Source organism: Bradyrhizobium sp. RT6a (genome assembly GCF_040547675.1).
Lineage (GTDB): Bacteria > Pseudomonadota > Alphaproteobacteria > Rhizobiales > Xanthobacteraceae > Bradyrhizobium.
This window is the reverse complement of record NZ_JBEPQC010000002.1, coordinates 307,677-322,854: the sequence shown is the minus strand read 5'-3', so window position 1 is coordinate 322,854 and position 15,178 is coordinate 307,677. Positions and strand designations below refer to the sequence as shown.

Below are 15,178 nucleotides of genomic sequence, written 5' to 3'. Positions count from 1 at the left end.
CTGGAGGAAGCTATGACTGCGATCCTGAAGAACTTCATCGGCGGCGAATGGGTCGACGGCTCCGGCGTCACCAAGAACATCAACCCCTCCAACACCAACGACCTAGTCGGCGAATACGCCAAGGCCGACAAGGCGCAGACCGAGAAGGCGATCGCAGCCGCCAAGGCCGCCTTCCCCGCCTGGGCGCAGTCGACGCCGCAGGCGCGCTACGACGCGCTGAACAAGATTTCGCTCGAGATCATCGCCCGCAAGGAAGAGCTCGGCCGCCTGCTCGCCCGCGAGGAAGGCAAGACCCTCCCCGAAGGCATCGGCGAGGTCGCCCGCGCCGGCCAGATTTTTGCGTTCTTCGCCGGCGAGGCGCTGCGCATGATCGGCGAAAAGGGGGCCTCGGTGCGTCCCGGCATCGACGTCGAGCTCACCCGTGAGCCGATGGGCGTCGTCGGCATGATCACGCCCTGGAATTTCCCGATCGCGATCCCCGCCTGGAAGATCGCCCCGGCGCTCTGCTACGGCAACACCGTGGTGTTCAAGCCTGCCGAGCTGGTGCCGGGCTCGGCGCATGCGCTGTCCGAGATCATCACCCGTTCCGGCATCCCGGCCGGCGTGTTCAACCTCGTTGTCGGCTCGGGCTCCGTGGTCGGCCAGACCCTGATCGAGCATCCCGACGTCGCCGCGATCACCTTCACCGGCTCGGTGCAGACCGGCCGCAAGATCGCGCAGGCCTGCGTGACCTCGAGCAACATGAAGAAATTCCAGCTCGAGATGGGCGGCAAGAACCCGCTGGTCGTGCTCGACGACGCCGATCTCAAGACCGCCGTCGAAGTCGCCGTCAACGGCGCCTATTTCTCCACCGGCCAGCGCTGCACCGCCTCGTCCCGCCTGATCGTCACCGAAGGTATTCACGACCGTTTCGTTGCGGCGGTGACCGAGCGCCTGAAAGGCCTGACGGTGGACGACGCGCTCAAGGCCGGCGTGCATATCGGCCCGGTGGTCGACCAGAGCCAGCTCGACCAGGACCTGCGCTACATCAAGATCGGCCAGGACGAGGGTGCCAAGCTCGCCTGGGGCGGCGAGTTGCTCAAGCGCGAAACGCCCGGCCACTACCTCCAGCCGGCGCTGTTCACCGAGGCCAACAACAACATGCGCATTTCGCGCGAGGAGGTCTTCGGCCCGGTTGCCGCCGTCATTCGCGCCAAGAACTACGAAGAGGCGCTCGCGATCTCCAACGACACTGAGTTCGGCCTTGCCTCCGGCATCTGCACCAGCAGCCTGAAATACGCCTCGCACTACAAGCGCAACAGCGAGTCCGGCATGGTGATGGTCAATCTGCCGACCGCCGGCGTCGACTATCACGTGCCGTTCGGCGGCCGGAAGGGTTCGAGCTACGGTGCCCGCGAGCAGGGCTCCTACGCCCGCGAGTTCTACACGACGGTGAAGACCGCCTATACCTATCCCGGTTGATGGATCGTAGGTGTCGTAGGGTGGGTTAGCGCAGCGTAACCCACCTCTTGTGGTTCGACGGATGCAGACGGTGGTGGGTTACGCTGCGCTAACCCACCCTACACTTCGGAGTCCTTCCATGGACCAGTCGGTCGCAGCGAAAGAGCAGCCGCGCTACATCAAGCTCAACGATCGCGACAACGTCGCGATCGTGGTCAATGATTTCGGGCTTCCCGCCGGCTCGCGCTTTGCCAGCGGGCTGACGCTGCGCGCCTTCGTGCCGCAAGGCCACAAGACGGCGCTGGTCGACATCCCCCAGGACGCCCCGATCATCCGCTACGGCGAGGTGATCGGTCATGCGCTCGCGCCGATCCTGGCCGGCGAATGGGTGGACGAAGCGCGCATCCGCATGCCGGAGGCCCCTGCCCTCGACAAGCTGGAAATCTCGACCGCCGTTCCCGCGCCGCTGCCGCCGCTCGAAGGTTTCACATTCGAAGGCTTTCGCAACTCCGACGGCTCTGTCGGCACCAAGAACATCCTCGGCATCTCCTCCTCCGTGCAATGCGTCAAGGGCACGATGGAATACGCGGTGAAGCGCATCCGCGCCGAGCTGCTGCCGAAATATCCGAATGTCGATGACGTCGTGCCGCTGACGCATGCCTATGGCTGTGGCGTCGCCATCAACGCGCCCGACGCTGTGATTCCGATCCGCACGCTGCAAAACATCGCGCAGAACCCGAATTTCGGCGGGGAGATCCTGGTCGTCAGCTTGGGATGCGAAAAGCTCGCGCCCGAGCGTCTGGTGCCGGAAGGCGTCAGCAATGCCATCGTGCGCATGCAGGACGAAGTCTTCGACGGCTTTGGCGCCATCGTCGACGCCATCATGACCCAGGCCGAAGCCCGCCTGAAGATCCTCAACAAGCGCACCCGCGAGACCTGCCCGGCCGCCGATCTCGTCATCGGCCTGCAATGCGGTGGCAGCGACGCCTTCTCCGGCGTCACCGCGAATCCCGCGGTCGGCTTCGCGGCCGACCTGCTGGTGCGCGCCGGCGCCACCGTGATGTTCTCGGAAGTCACCGAAGTGCGCGACGCGATCCAGCTCCTCACCCGCCGCGCCATCAACGAGGACGTCGGCCGCGCACTGGTCCGCGAGATGGCCTGGTACGATTCCTATCTGGCCCGCGGCGGCGCTGACCGCAGCGCCAACACCACGCCGGGCAACAAGAAGGGCGGGCTTGCCAACATCGTCGAGAAGTCGCTCGGCTCGATCGTCAAGTCCGGATCAAGCGCCATCACCGGCGTGCTCTCGCCCGGCGAGAAGGCGACGCAGAAAGGCATGCTGTTTGCGGCAACGCCGGCGTCCGACTTCATCTGCGGCACGCTCCAACTCGCCTCCGGCATGACGCTGCAGGTGTTCACCACGGGCCGCGGCACGCCTTACGGCCTTGCGGCTGCGCCCGTGATCAAGGTAGCGACCCGCAGCGAGCTCGCGCGACGCTGGAAGGACCTGATCGATTTCGATGCCGGCGGCATCGCGACCGGCGAAAAGACCATCGAGGAGACCGGCTGGGACCTGTTCCGCCTGATCCTCGACGTCGCCAGCGGCCGCACGCAACCATGGTCGGATCGCTGGGGCATCCACAACGATTTGACGCTGTTCAATCCGGCGCCGGTGACCTGAGCGCCGCGCGCGGGCGCTGTCTCGCCGCGTGGATGCATTGGTGCGAGTCCCGTTTCGACGCTACGTTTCGCCCGGGATGACGCTTCAGTCTACGTCATGCTGCCCGGCATGAAGCAGCGAACGCGCGGATGGCCGTCGATATAGTGCTTCCACACCATGGTGCGGCCGATCTTGTTCGGCTCGGTGATGACGGCGCCGTCAGGCACGACCACCCATTCGCCCTCGAGATGCACGCGATAGCGGCCTTTGTCGGATTCCCAGTCGACATCGGCGACCACGTAGCCGTCGGCATCCGAGCAGCATTGGCCGTATTCGCTGTGCAGGCTCTCGAACCAGGGCTTTAACGGCGAGTTGGCGTAGCGGCCGTCGTCACGCGCCATCGTCGGGGCGGTCAGCAGCACCGTCAGGACCAGCAGCATAGCGGCACGCGGTATTGCACGTCTCATGTCGTCTCCGCGGATCGAGGTCATCGCCGCGGGGCGATAGTTGCCGTCCGCCTTCCGCGACTCGGCGAAGGGCGTCAAGGACGGCGACTCATTCCCCCAACAGCTTTGCGGATAGCTATGCAAATCCGGCGCCACCGCGCATTCCGGGGAACTACTGGCGCGCGTCCGGCACGCATTGGTCTTTCGACGGGTATGACTGCTGCTCGCGCGCCAAGTTCTCCGCTGTCGCAGCCGGCCGCATGCGCGATTGCGCACGGGGGCCACGGACACCGCGCAAGAACGCGGAGAGGCTGCGGCGTACTGGACTCCCCGCTTGGCGGGCAATGACGGCCTGTGTGGAGCTACGGAAGTTCGGGCGCCACAGCGCGCGACCTAGACCCTACTGCTTCGGCGCCGGCGCCATCATCGCGCCGCCCTTCTTCGCCGCGGGCACGGGCTTGGTCGCAGCGGTTGCTTGCGCCGGGAGATATTTCGCGACGATGGCGGGATCGACCTGCGCGATGTTGGCGTCGGGAAGACGCGTCCAGGTCTCATCCTTGCCGAACAGGGAAATGCCGAGGAAGCCGCGCATCGTCAGGGTCTGCCCATCCGGACTGACCGTCATCTTTGCCTTCCAGATGTTGCCGTCGCGCGGGTTGACCACGTTGCCGCCGTCATACTTCAAGCCATCGCGCTTCATGTCGCGGATGAAGGAGAGGCCGAGCACCGGCGCGTTCTTGCGATCGTCCGTGCATTTCGCGCAGATCTCGTTCGGATCGTCGCCGGGCCGCGGAAAGGTTTTTGCGATGACGCCTTCGAAGATGCCGTTGTGGTCGACGAAGAGGAACCATCCCACCGTCTTGCCGTCTTCGACCTTCTGCCAGAGGCCCGCGGCGGTCGGCTGCTGCACTTGCGCCGCAACCGGGCTCACCGCGCCGAGCGACATCGCGAGCGCGAGGAGCGAGAACAACCGAAAGCCGGAAAAGAGAGTCCGCATTATCATCACCTTGCTGAGCCAATCGCCTTGCTAAGCCGCCTACTGCAATGGCCGCAGACTACGGCGATTTCGCGAACTGTTCCAGCACCAGAAACATGGGGCATCGCCCGCCGCCGTCAGTTGACGCCGAGCTTCTTTTGCAGGCTGGAGGACGATGTCGTGTACTGGAACACGAGCCGCTTCTCCGGATACACGTAGCGATGGGCTTTTTGCGACATCAGCGCGCCCTCGTGGAAGCCGCACAGGATCAGCTTGATCTTGCCGGGATAGGTGTTGATGTCGCCGATCGCGAAGATGCCCGGGACGTTGGTCTCGAACGCGGATGTCTCGACCGGCACCAGATTGTTCTCCAGCGCGATGCCCCAGTTCGCGACCGGACCCAGCTTCATGGTCAGCCCGAAGAACGGCAGCATGGTGTCGCAGGCAATTTCGCTCACGCTGTTGTCGTTGCCCTTGACGGTGGCGCCGCTCAGCTTGCCCTCGTTGCCCGACAACGCGGTGACCTGGCCGAGCCGCAGATCCATCTTGCCGGCAGAGACCAGCGCGCGCATCTGCTCGACGCTGTGGGGGGCGGCGCGAAAATCGTCGCGACGGTGCAAGAGCGTGATGCGCTTGGCGATCGGATGCAGATTGAGCGTCCAGTCGAGCGCGGAATCGCCGCCGCCCACGATCAGCACGTTCTTGTCGCGGAACGTCTCCATCTTGCGCACGGCGTAGTGCACCGAGCTTCCTTCATAGGCCTCGATCCCCGGCACCGGTGGACGCTTGGGCTGGAACGAGCCGCCGCCGGCAGCGATCACCAGCACCTTGCATTCGAACACCTTGCCGGCGTCCGTGGTGCAGCGGAACAGGGGATCGCCGATCTTCTCCACCGTCTCGATCATTTCGCCGAGATGGAAGGTCGGATGGAACGGCTTGATCTGCTCCATCAGGGCGTCGGTGAGGCCCTGCCCCGAAACTTTCGGAATGCCGGGAATGTCGTAGATCGGCTTTTCCGGATAGAGCTCTGCGCACTGGCCGCCGACCTTGTCGAGGATGTCGACGAAATGCGTCTTCATGTCGAGAAGGCCCAGCTCGAAAGCGGCGAACAGACCGCAGGGGCCGGCGCCAATAATCAGCACATCCGTTTTGATCGCGTCGCTCATGTCGTCTCTTTATCGTCGTTCGGTGGGACGGCGCCCTTTGGGCCGAGGTGACCCTGCCTGTCTAGCCAACGGGGATGGATCAGGGAAGGCATAAAAGCGGGAGCGCCCCGCAGCCGCACCCACTTGCCGGGTCAGGATAACTGGGCTGTAACCAGCAACGCTATGACGGAGATCAATCGGTGAACGCACCAAGCCGCCTCGATACGACGCCGCGCCTGGAGGACTATCCTTTTCGCCTCAGCGACAATGTCCGCTTCGGCGATCTCGACCCCAACCAGCACGTCAACAACGCGGTCTACGCTACCTATTTCGAGACCGGCCGTGTCACGCTGATGAAGCTCCCGGAATACGGCCTGACGCCGCCGGGACTTGCCTGGATCATGGTGCGGCTCGACATCCATTTTCGCGCCGAGTTGCACTGGCCGAACACAATCGAACTCGGCCTCGGCGTCGCGAAGCTGGGACGAACGTCGGTGACGTTCGAGCAGGTGGTATTTTCGGAAGGGAAGTGCATTGCATCGGCGACGTCGGTCGCCGTGATGATCGACGAAGCGTCGCGCCGGCCAAGGCCACTCACCGCGGAAGTGCTCGAGAAGCTCAGCCCCTGGCACAAGCGCGGCATCGAGGTCGCGCCGCCGAGCACATGATGGCTAAGAGAGTTAGGCCTGCCGCTCCGGCGTCGCCACGACGAGGCCATCGAGATCGTCGGAGACCTTGATCTGGCAGGACAGGCGCGAGTTCGGGCGTACGTCGAAGCCGAAGTCGAGCATGTCCTCTTCCATCGGCGTCGGGCTGCCGACCTTCTCGCGCCACGCTTCGTCGACATAGACATGGCAGGTGGCGCAGGCGCACGCGCCGCCGCATTCGGCCTCGATGCCGGGAATGCTGTTGCGGATGGCGGCTTCCATCACAGTCGCGCCGTTCTCGACGTCCACCGTACGGGTTTCGCCCTTGTGATCGACAAAGTGAATTTTGGCCATGTGTGCTCGTACTGCCGCGATCTAGGGAATGAAGGAGGGTCCGGGCTGTCCTATAACGGGTCGATCAGCCCGGCGCCATAGCGTTTTGATAAGTCGTGAATACCGCTTCGCGGGAAGAAAACCCGTCAAAACAAAACACTAGAGGACGGCTCTGGCCCTGTCGGCCTAAGGGTTGAGGATCGCCTCGATGGCGGCGCGAGCTTCGGTCACCGCCTCTTTCAGCGCGGCGAAGGCGTGAGGCCGGCCCTGGCCGGTCTGGATCGCGGTCTCCAGACTGGCTGCGGCATCCGCCACCGCAAAGGCGCCGATCCCGCGCGCCGAGCCCTTGAGCTTGTGGACGAGTACACCGGCCTCGGCCGGCAGCGCTGCCATTGCCGCGATCAGGCGCACGGCCTGCTCGGCAAACATCGCCAGCACTTCCTGTTCCAGCTCGGAATCGCCGAGCGTCATGCGGGAGAGATGATCGAGGTCGAGCGGGCTGTCGATGGGTGCAAGCGGGGGCGAGGGCATCCAGTCCATCCGTTGCAGTTCAGGCGTCATGGCGCAGGCCCCGGCATCGCGCGTTGTCCGCCGGTCCGGCGGTCAAGTTCCCTCCACCCAAGCACGGAAATGGTTAACGAAATGTTCCGGCCGTTTTACGCAAATCTGCCTGTTTATTGACGAAAAGTTGCCGCAATCCGGCGAGTTCCGTGGAGAATTCCATTTATTGCTAAGGCCTTACGGCACGATCCTGTTAACGATGATTAAGAATGTCTTAATCGCGGGCATTTCATTCGCGACGCTCTGCCAATAGGATGTTGGAGAAATTGGCGGACAAGCCGTCCGGGTGGGGATGGCTCGGAGATCCGCGCAAGCGGCATGATCCGGACTGTGGGCTTGCGTAGCGCGCAGAGCTCGCGGGGGGACGCGTACAAGTAACGAGGGCTCGGACTGAACATGGCAAACACTCCGAAAAAGGTCAAAGACCCCACAGAAGATGCGCTTTCTGCAATCCAGGAAGCCCTGAACATCAGCGACACGGCTGCGGACACCAGCCGCAATGCCTCGATGCGCAGCGAAACGCCGCCCCCGGTCGCGCCACCGGCTCCCCCGATGTTCGACGAACCGAGCTTCGACCCGCGTCCTGCCGCGAATGAACGCGCGATGTTCGACCAGGTCGAGGAGCCGCGCTCTTCGCGCCGCGCCGCCAATGACGACCGTGCGACCATCGGCCAGCTCTTGCAGACGCTGCAAACGGGACGCCCGACCCGCAACATCTCTACCGGCGCGACAATCTTCACCGTCATCTGGCTGGCGGCCTGCGCCGCGCTGACGGTCGGCTTCCTGCCTTCGATCCAGGCGGCGATGGGCCAGAGCGGCGGCGTGTTGGCCATTGCCGGCCTCGTCACGATGTTCTTCGCGCCGATCATGCTGTTCTTCTTCCTGGCGAGCCTCGTCTGGCGCGGCCAGCAAATGAGCTCGGTCGCGCAAGCAATGGCCCAGGTTGCGATCCGCTTCTCCGAGCCGGAAGGCTCGGCTTCGGATTCCATGGTGACCGTCGGCCAAGCCATCCGCCGCGAGGTTGCGGCGATGGGCGACGGCATCGAGCGCGCCATCGCGCGCGCCGGCGAACTCGAGACGCTGGTCGCCAACGAGGTCGCGGCGCTCGAACGCGCGTATTCGGACAACGAAGTGCGCATCCGCGCCCTGCTCCAGGACATCGCGCATCAGCGCGACAATCTGGTCGGCCAGGCCGAGCAGGTCCGCAGCGCCATCTCCGGCGTGCAGATCGATTTGCGCCATGACATCGCGCTGATCTCGGACGCGATCGCCTCGCGCGTCGACGAGGTCGCCAAGTCCATCACCGGGGCGCTCGAAGAGCGCGGCGCCCACATTACCGGTGCGCTCAGCAACGCCGGCGACAACATGATCCTCGCGCTCGGCGAGCGCGGCGGCGACCTGCTCGACCGCCTCGAGGAGGCCAGCAACGAGACCACGCGCGCGGTGCTCGACGCCAGCGAGCGGCTGACCACCAGCCTCAATTTCAAGACCGGCCACGTTCACGACGAGTTCGTCGACCTCGCCGACCGCGTCCACGAAATGCTGAACGAGCGCATCGACCGCATCACCGGCGAGTTTGAGCAGCGCTCCGCCGCGATCGTCGACGGCATCTCCGAGCGCACCGAGCAGGTGCACGACAGCCTGAAGAATTCGTCGGACTCGCTGCTGCTCGAACTCGAGCTGCGCTCCAACGACCTCTCCGCCAAGATTGACGACGCCGGCAACCGCCTCGCCGGCCACATCATGACCTCCGGCGACAAGGCGAGCGAAGCGCTCGACGCCACCGTCAACACGCTGGTCGCCAAGGTCGTCAGCCAGACCGAGACCGCGCACGACTCGCTGTCGCTGCAGATGAGCGCCTTCGACGAGCTGGTGAAGAACCAGGGCACCGAGCTGGTCGAGAAATTCGCCCGCGACTCCGGCACACTGGGCGCGCTGATCACCCGCCACATCTCCGAGTTCGACCGCACCGTGAAGACCTTCGGCGGCGAGATCGTCGATCGGATGGGCCAGCGTACGCAGGACATCCATGAGTCGCTGAAGACCTATGTCGACAATTTCGACACCCGCTTCACCTCCAACGGCGGCGCGATCACGGCTGTGCTCGACCAGCGCCTGGTGCAGTTCGAGACCACGGTCGGCGAGCGCGTCAGCAACCTCGACACCTCGCTGAACGGCAAAATCTCCAGCCTCGACTCGACGATCGATGGTCACATCAAGACCTTCGACGAGCAGCTCGTCGGCCGCGTCGCCGCGCTCGAACAGTCGTTCGATACCCGTGCGAAGTCGGTCACCGAGACCATCGACGGACGGCTCAACACGCTCGCCTCGTCGCTGACCGACGGTGCCGCGCAGGCGATCCAGTCGATCGACAACCGCCTCACCCATCTCACGACGTCGCTAACCGATGGCGCATCGCAGGCGATCGAGACGATCGACAACCGCCTCAACCACCTCACGACCTCGCTGACGGATGGCGCATCGCAGACCATCCAGACGATCGACACGCGCCTCACGCATCTGACGACCACGCTCACCGGCGGCGCGTCGCAGGCGCTCGAATCCATCGACACGCGCCTCACCTATCTGACCACCGCGGTGACGAACGGCGCCTCGCAGGCGGTGCAGTCGATCGACACCCGCCTCACCCTCCTGACCTCGACGCTCACGGACGGCACCGCGCAGGCGATCGAGGCGGTCGACCGCCGCATCACCGGCGTCACCGAGATCATCGACGGCCGCAGCATGCACCTGACCGACACGGTCACGGCGCGGTTCCAGGACATCCAGCAGGCCATCGAGACCAAGGTCGGCTCGGTCGCCAGCGACATCGACGTGCGCGTGGCGCAGTTCGAGGACCTGCTCGGCTCGCGCGTCGAGGCCGTCGCCGGCCGCATCGAAAGCAGCGGACGCCAGGCCAGCGAGGACATGATGTCCCGCGCCGAGATGATCTCGACCGCGATCCGCTCGCATGTCGAGGACGCCGAGCGCTCGCTCACCAACCTCGTGGTCAACACCAGCGAGACCATCCAAACCGGTGCGCGCACCGCACAGCAGTCGCTGATGACGGTTTCCTCCGACGTCAACGCCCAGCTCAAGATGACCTCCGCCGAGGTCGAGCGCGCGCTGACCGCGGTCGGCACCGGTGCCGCGAACTCGATCCTGACCAGCGCCCGCGAAGCGCAGTCGACGCTGGTCGCAGCATCCGGCGATGCCTCCAACCAGATCAAGGGGCTCACGGCCGACGTCGAACGCACGCTGTCGTCGGCAGGCTCGGCGACCGCCGCCTCGATCCTGGCCGGTGCCCGCGAGGTGCAGACCACGCTCGTCACGGCGTCCTCAGACGCGGCCAACCACGTCAAGACCCTCACCGCCGACGTGCAGCGCTCGCTGTCGATGGCCGGCTCCGCCACGGCGGAATCGATCACCGCCGGCGCCCGCGACGCGCAGAGCGCGCTGGTCGCGGCTTCGAGCGAGACCGCCAACCAGATCAAGGCGCTGTCCTCGGACGTGCAGCGCTCGCTCTCGATGGCCGGCACCGCGACGGCAGAGACCATCATGACCGGCGCGCGCGAAGCCCAGAGCACGCTCGTCAACGCGTCCTCGGATGCGGCGAGCCAGGTCAAGTCTCTCGCCGCCGAAGTGCATCGGTCGCTCTCGCAGGTCGGCCAGTCGACCGCCGAGACGATCACGACCAGCGCCCGCGATGCCCAGAGCACGCTGCTGGCGGTTTCCGCCGAACAGACCGGCCAGGTTCGTTCGCTGGCGGCCGAGATGCAGCGCGCGCTGGCGACCGCCGGCGGCGCCACCATCGAGGCGCTCACCAGCGGCGTACGCGAAGCCCAGGGCACGCTGATCTCCGCTTCGACGGACGCTGCGAGCCAGATCAAGTCGCTGACCACGGACATCGAGCGCACGCTGACCTCGGTCGGCGCCGACACCGCCTCGACCATCCTCAACAGCGCGCGTGAGGCGCAGACCTCGCTGACCTCGACTTCGGCGGATGCCGCAAGCCAGATCCGCACGATCTCGAGCGAGATCGAGCGTACGCTGAGCACGGCCACCGCGAACGCGACCAACGACATCCAGACCAGCGCGCTCAACGCCCAGAACGCGCTGATCAACGCCTCCAACGAGGCAAGCTCGCGGGTCAAGTCGAGCTCGGCGGACGTCGAGCGTTCGGTGCTCGCCGCCAGCAGCAGCTTCGGCCAGGCCATGACCGGCAAGACCGACGAGATTGTCACCTACGTGCAGCAGCAGTCGGACCGTCTCGCCAACATGATCGACGCCAAGCGCGGCTCGCTCGTGGACGCGATCGGTTCCAAGACCAGCCAGCTCACGCTCGACATCGACCGCGTCACGTCCGACGCGCTGAAGTCGATCGAGACCCGCGGCCACGCGTTCTCGCAGACCATGATGGGCAACGGCTCCGAGGTGGCGCGAACCATCAACTCGGCGAGCGAGATGGCGACGGGTGCCGTCAACAAGTCGCTCAAGGACCTCGAGCAGGCCTCCCGCGCGGCGATCGACCAGTCGCGCCAGGTCTCGATCGCGGCCGTCACCGAGATGCAGGAGACCAGCAAGATCCTGCGCACCGACACGGTCGCCCTGTTCGAGCGCCTGCGCGAAGGCAACATCCTGCTCCAGGAGGTGCTGACCGGTGCGCACGACAACCTCAACTCGCTCGAGCGGGCGCTGGTGACGCGCGTCGCCGACTTCGTCTCGGCGATGAACGACGTCACTTCGCGCAACGGCGCTGCGACGCAGAACCTGGAAGACCAGCTCAACGTCTTCAACAGCAAGACCACGCGGGCGCTCCAGGATCTCGGCGAGCTGTCGACCCAGTTCGACGCGCACGGCAAGGCACTGGTCGAGGCCGCGCAGGTCGTGGAGCAGAGCAACAAGAACACCACCGCTTCGCTCGCCGAACGCAAGCAGGCGCTGGAATCGCTCGTCACTACGATCGACCTGCGCACGGCCGATCTCGACCAGCGCCTGTCGCGCTTCACCGGCCTGCTCGATGAATCGCTGGCAGCCGCCGAAGAGCGTGCCCGCGACATCGCCCGCGTCGTGGCGGAGACCGCCGGCGCCGGTTCCGCCGCGATCACCCGCCAGTTCGAGGCGGTGCGGTCGGCCTCCGAAGAGGAGCACCGGCAGACCGTCGAGGCCATGCACGACATCTACCGCCAGACCACCGACGAGGCGGATGCGATGTTCAAGCAGTCGACCGAGAAGTTCACCAACCTCGTCTCCAGCATGAAGCAGATGGCGTTCGAGATGCACAACGAGCTCGAAGCCACCCGCAACGAGCTGCGCCGCGGCGTGCTCGAGATGCCCCAGGAGGCCGCCGAGAGCACTGCGCAGATGCGCAAGGTGATCGTCGACCAGATCGAGGCGCTCGCCGAGCTCAACCGCATCGTGGCCCAGCACGGCCGTGGCCTCGACGTCTCCACGACGGGCCGCGCCAGCGTGCAGCGTCAGGAAGAGCCGATGCTGGCGGCGGTCGGCGCGCGCAGCACCGAGACGCGCATGCGCGAAAGCGCCAGCGCCTCGACGCTGCCGCCGCCGGACCTCGGCATGCCGGCCTCCTCGCGCCGCACCGAAGCGCCGCCGGTCGCACCGGCCGGAAACGACCAGGGCCGCGACGGCTGGCTGTCCGACCTGCTGAGCCGCACGGACGCCAACCAGGGTGCACCCACCGGACGTGAGGCCCCGCGCGCCCGCCAGGCTGCACCGGCTCCGCAGCCGCAGGCTCCGCAAGGTGGCGGCAATCCGCTGGAATCGTTGTCGCTCGACATCGGCCGGCTGATGGACCGCAACCTCGCGTCCGAGATGTGGGACCGCTACCAGCGCGGCGAGAACAAGGCCTTCACCAAGCGCCTCTACACGCCCGCCGGCCAGAAGGCCTTTGACGAGGTCGCCCGCAAGTATCGCTCCGACCGCAACTTCAAGGGCACGGTCGACCGCTATGTCGCCGAGTTCGAACGTCTGCTCGACGAAGTCGCCCGCGACGGCCGCGGCCCGCAGGAGCTGCGCAACCACCTGACCTCGGAAACGGGCCTAGTGTACACACTGCTCGCGCACGCAGCGGGCCGGCTGGGGTGAGCGGTTCGCGGCGATAGCGAATGAAAAACGGAGCCCTCGCGGGCTCCGTTTTGTTTTGGGGCACATCGCTGCGCCTCCACAAACTCGTCATTGCGAGGAGCTCTTGCGACGAAGCAATCCAGACTGCTTCTGCGGAGGCAGTCTGGATTGCTTCGCTTCGCTCGCAATGACGAGGTGAGAGACGAGTGCAACGCGGCTACTGCCGCCGGCGCTCCGGCGCGGCCGGCTTCGGCGGCTCTGGCGGCGGAGGCGGAGCGGCCGGCGGTGCGCTGTTGCTGGCGCCGAACAGGACGCGGGTCGGGTTACGGTCGAAATTGTTGACGGCGCGACTGATGTCGCCGAGCGTGCGGCGGCCGTCGGTCATCAATGCGCCGGAGCGCTTGTCGAAATCGTCGGCCAGTTCCCGGATCGACTTCACCGCCTGGAACAGCTCGCCGCCATCCTTGCCGCCGGCGAGCGTGTTGAGGCCGAGCATGAGGCTATCGGCCTTGAGCATCACGCCGTCGACCTTGGCCATCACGCCGTCGATCTTCTCGGAGTTGCGGGCGAGCGAGTTGGTGAAGGTCTCGAGATTCTTCAGCGAGTTCTTCACCGACTCCTGATTGTCGGCGACGATCTTGTTGATGTTCTGGAGCGTGCCGCGGATCGCCTCGGTGACGTCCTGGAGCTTGTTGGGATCGGCCGTCAGCGTGGGGATGCCGTCCTCGTCGAGCGGCGGCGACGGCGCGGCCTCCTCGCCGCCCTTGAGCGAGATCGCGGCAACGCCGGTCAGGCCCTGAAATTCGAGGCCGACCAGGGTGTCCTTGCGGATCGGGGCGTTGTTCTCGACCATGGCGAGTGCGACAACCCGCCGCGGGTTGTCGAGCTTCACCGAGACCACCTCGCCCACCCGGATACCGTTGAAATTGACGCTGCCGCCGTTGCGCAGGCCCGCGGCCGGGCCCTCGAACACGACGCGCAGGGGGCTGCGCTGCTTGGTGGTGTGCAGCGACTGAAACCACAGCACGAAGCCGATCGCGGCGGCGATCACTGCCAGCGTGAACGACCCGATCAGCACGTAATTTGCGCGCGTTTCCATCAGCTACTCCGGCACCTCAGCCCATCACCGCGCGAGCGCGCTTGCCATGGAAATATTGCCTCAGCCAGGGATGCTGCGAGGCCTGCATGTCGGCGATCGACCCTGCCGCAATGATCTTACCGTTGCCTAAAACGGCGATGCGGTCACATGCTGTGTAAAGGCTATCGAGATCGTGCGTTACCATGAAAACGGTCAGCCCCAAAGTACGCTGCAACGTCCTGACCAACTCGTCGAAGTCGCCGGCGCCGATCGGATCGAGGCCCGAGGTCGGCTCGTCCAGGAACACGAGATCCGGGTCGAGCGACAGCGCGCGTGCCAGCGCCACGCGCTTGATCATGCCACCCGACAGTTCCGACGGAAAGCGATCGGCGACTTCGGGCTTGAGACCCACCATGGTGAGCTTGGCGATGGTGATCTCGTCCATCAGACGCTGCGACACCCGCAGATATTCGCGCATCGGAAACTGGATGTTCTGCCGCACCGTGAGCGAAGAGAACAGCGCGCCTTGCTGAAACAGCACGCCCCAGCGCCGCTCCACGTTGCGACGCTGCGACGTATTGGAGGCATCCAGGTCGACGCCGAACACCTCGATGCTCCCCGCGACCTTCGGCACGAGCCCGATGATCGTGCGTGTCAGCACGGACTTGCCCGCACCGGAAGGACCGACGAAGCCAAGAATCTCGCCGCGCTTGACGTCGAGGTCGAGCCCGTCGAGCACGCGCGTCGCGCCGAACTGCACGGTGATGTCGCGGACGCGGATGATGGGGTTCTGAATTTCGGGAGCCAT

11 protein-coding genes are annotated in these 15,178 nt (G+C 65.5%); 4 read left to right on the top strand and 7 right to left on the bottom strand.

The window, feature by feature from the left end; genetic code table 11:
• Window positions 1–12 precede the first annotated feature (12 nt).
• Together ABIC03_RS11290 and garD are read left to right on the top strand one after the other, a co-directional pair.
• A complete protein-coding gene (locus ABIC03_RS11290) occupies window positions 13–1,461 on the top strand; it encodes an aldehyde dehydrogenase family protein (protein WP_275169965.1) in 1,449 nt (482 codons plus the stop codon).
• 118 nt (window positions 1,462–1,579) lie between these two features.
• Window positions 1,580–3,121 carry a galactarate dehydratase gene (gene garD / locus ABIC03_RS11285; RefSeq protein WP_354058065.1) on the top strand — a complete coding sequence of 514 codons (1,542 nt, stop codon included), beginning with the start codon at window positions 1,580–1,582 and terminating at the stop codon, window positions 3,119–3,121.
• Between the two features lie 89 nt (window positions 3,122–3,210).
• Here the strand turns inward: garD and ABIC03_RS11280 are convergent, their stop codons facing one another.
• The 3 genes from ABIC03_RS11280 to ABIC03_RS11270 form a co-directional block, all read right to left on the bottom strand.
• Window positions 3,211–3,567 carry a hypothetical protein gene (locus ABIC03_RS11280; RefSeq protein ID WP_027518961.1) on the bottom strand — a complete coding sequence of 119 codons (357 nt, stop codon included), beginning with the start codon at window positions 3,565–3,567 and terminating at the stop codon, window positions 3,211–3,213.
• A gap of 379 nt (window positions 3,568–3,946) precedes the next feature.
• On the bottom strand, window positions 3,947–4,543 hold the full coding sequence (locus tag ABIC03_RS11275) for a DUF2147 domain-containing protein (protein WP_354058063.1): 597 nt from the start codon (window positions 4,541–4,543) through the stop codon (window positions 3,947–3,949).
• 116 nt (window positions 4,544–4,659) lie between these two features.
• The gene (locus tag ABIC03_RS11270; RefSeq protein ID WP_354058061.1) at window positions 4,660–5,688 is read right to left on the bottom strand and encodes an NAD(P)/FAD-dependent oxidoreductase; all 1,029 of its coding nucleotides are present in this window, start codon (window positions 5,686–5,688) and stop codon (window positions 4,660–4,662) included.
• Between the two features lie 179 nt (window positions 5,689–5,867).
• Between ABIC03_RS11270 and ABIC03_RS11265 the strand changes: the two genes are divergently transcribed.
• On the top strand, window positions 5,868–6,335 hold the full coding sequence (locus tag ABIC03_RS11265; RefSeq protein WP_354058059.1) for an acyl-CoA thioesterase: 468 nt from the start codon (window positions 5,868–5,870) through the stop codon (window positions 6,333–6,335).
• Between the two features lie 12 nt (window positions 6,336–6,347).
• Here the strand turns inward: ABIC03_RS11265 and ABIC03_RS11260 are convergent, their stop codons facing one another.
• Window positions 6,348–6,668, bottom strand: a complete 321-nt coding sequence (locus tag ABIC03_RS11260) for a 2Fe-2S iron-sulfur cluster-binding protein (protein ID WP_007602043.1) — start codon at window positions 6,666–6,668, stop codon at window positions 6,348–6,350.
• Between the two features lie 165 nt (window positions 6,669–6,833).
• On the bottom strand, window positions 6,834–7,208 hold the full coding sequence (locus tag ABIC03_RS11255) for an Hpt domain-containing protein (RefSeq protein ID WP_354058057.1): 375 nt from the start codon (window positions 7,206–7,208) through the stop codon (window positions 6,834–6,836).
• 396 nt (window positions 7,209–7,604) lie between these two features.
• Between ABIC03_RS11255 and ABIC03_RS11250 the strand changes: the two genes are divergently transcribed.
• Window positions 7,605–13,313: an apolipoprotein A-IV repeat region-like domain-containing protein gene (locus tag ABIC03_RS11250; protein WP_354058055.1), complete on the top strand. Its 5,709-nt coding sequence runs from the start codon at window positions 7,605–7,607 to the stop codon at window positions 13,311–13,313.
• 196 nt (window positions 13,314–13,509) lie between these two features.
• Here the strand turns inward: ABIC03_RS11250 and ABIC03_RS11245 are convergent, their stop codons facing one another.
• Both ABIC03_RS11245 and ABIC03_RS11240 read right to left on the bottom strand, forming a co-directional pair.
• Entirely contained in the window at window positions 13,510–14,391 is an 882-nt protein-coding gene (locus ABIC03_RS11245) for an MlaD family protein (RefSeq protein ID WP_275169957.1), read from the bottom strand.
• Window positions 14,392–14,407: 16 nt separating this feature from the next.
• On the bottom strand, window positions 14,408–15,178 hold the full coding sequence (locus tag ABIC03_RS11240) for an ABC transporter ATP-binding protein (protein WP_247400481.1): 771 nt from the start codon (window positions 15,176–15,178) through the stop codon (window positions 14,408–14,410).

Coding starts and splice junctions, on each gene's coding strand:
- ABIC03_RS11255 (WP_354058057.1), bottom strand. CDS start 7,208: ATGACGCCTGAACTGCAACGGATGGACTGGATGCCCTCGCCCCCGCTT.
- ABIC03_RS11270 (WP_354058061.1), bottom strand. CDS start 5,688: ATGAGCGACGCGATCAAAACGGATGTGCTGATTATTGGCGCCGGCCCC.
- ABIC03_RS11275 (WP_354058063.1), bottom strand. CDS start 4,543: ATGCGGACTCTCTTTTCCGGCTTTCGGTTGTTCTCGCTCCTCGCGCTC.
- ABIC03_RS11280 (WP_027518961.1), bottom strand. CDS start 3,567: ATGAGACGTGCAATACCGCGTGCCGCTATGCTGCTGGTCCTGACGGTG.
- ABIC03_RS11245 (WP_275169957.1), bottom strand. CDS start 14,391: ATGGAAACGCGCGCAAATTACGTGCTGATCGGGTCGTTCACGCTGGCA.
- ABIC03_RS11290 (WP_275169965.1), top strand. CDS start 13: ATGACTGCGATCCTGAAGAACTTCATCGGCGGCGAATGGGTCGACGGC.
- ABIC03_RS11260 (WP_007602043.1), bottom strand. CDS start 6,668: ATGGCCAAAATTCACTTTGTCGATCACAAGGGCGAAACCCGTACGGTG.
- garD (WP_354058065.1), top strand. CDS start 1,580: ATGGACCAGTCGGTCGCAGCGAAAGAGCAGCCGCGCTACATCAAGCTC.
- ABIC03_RS11240 (WP_247400481.1), bottom strand. CDS start 15,178: ATGGCTCCCGAAATTCAGAACCCCATCATCCGCGTCCGCGACATCACC.
- ABIC03_RS11250 (WP_354058055.1), top strand. CDS start 7,605: ATGGCAAACACTCCGAAAAAGGTCAAAGACCCCACAGAAGATGCGCTT.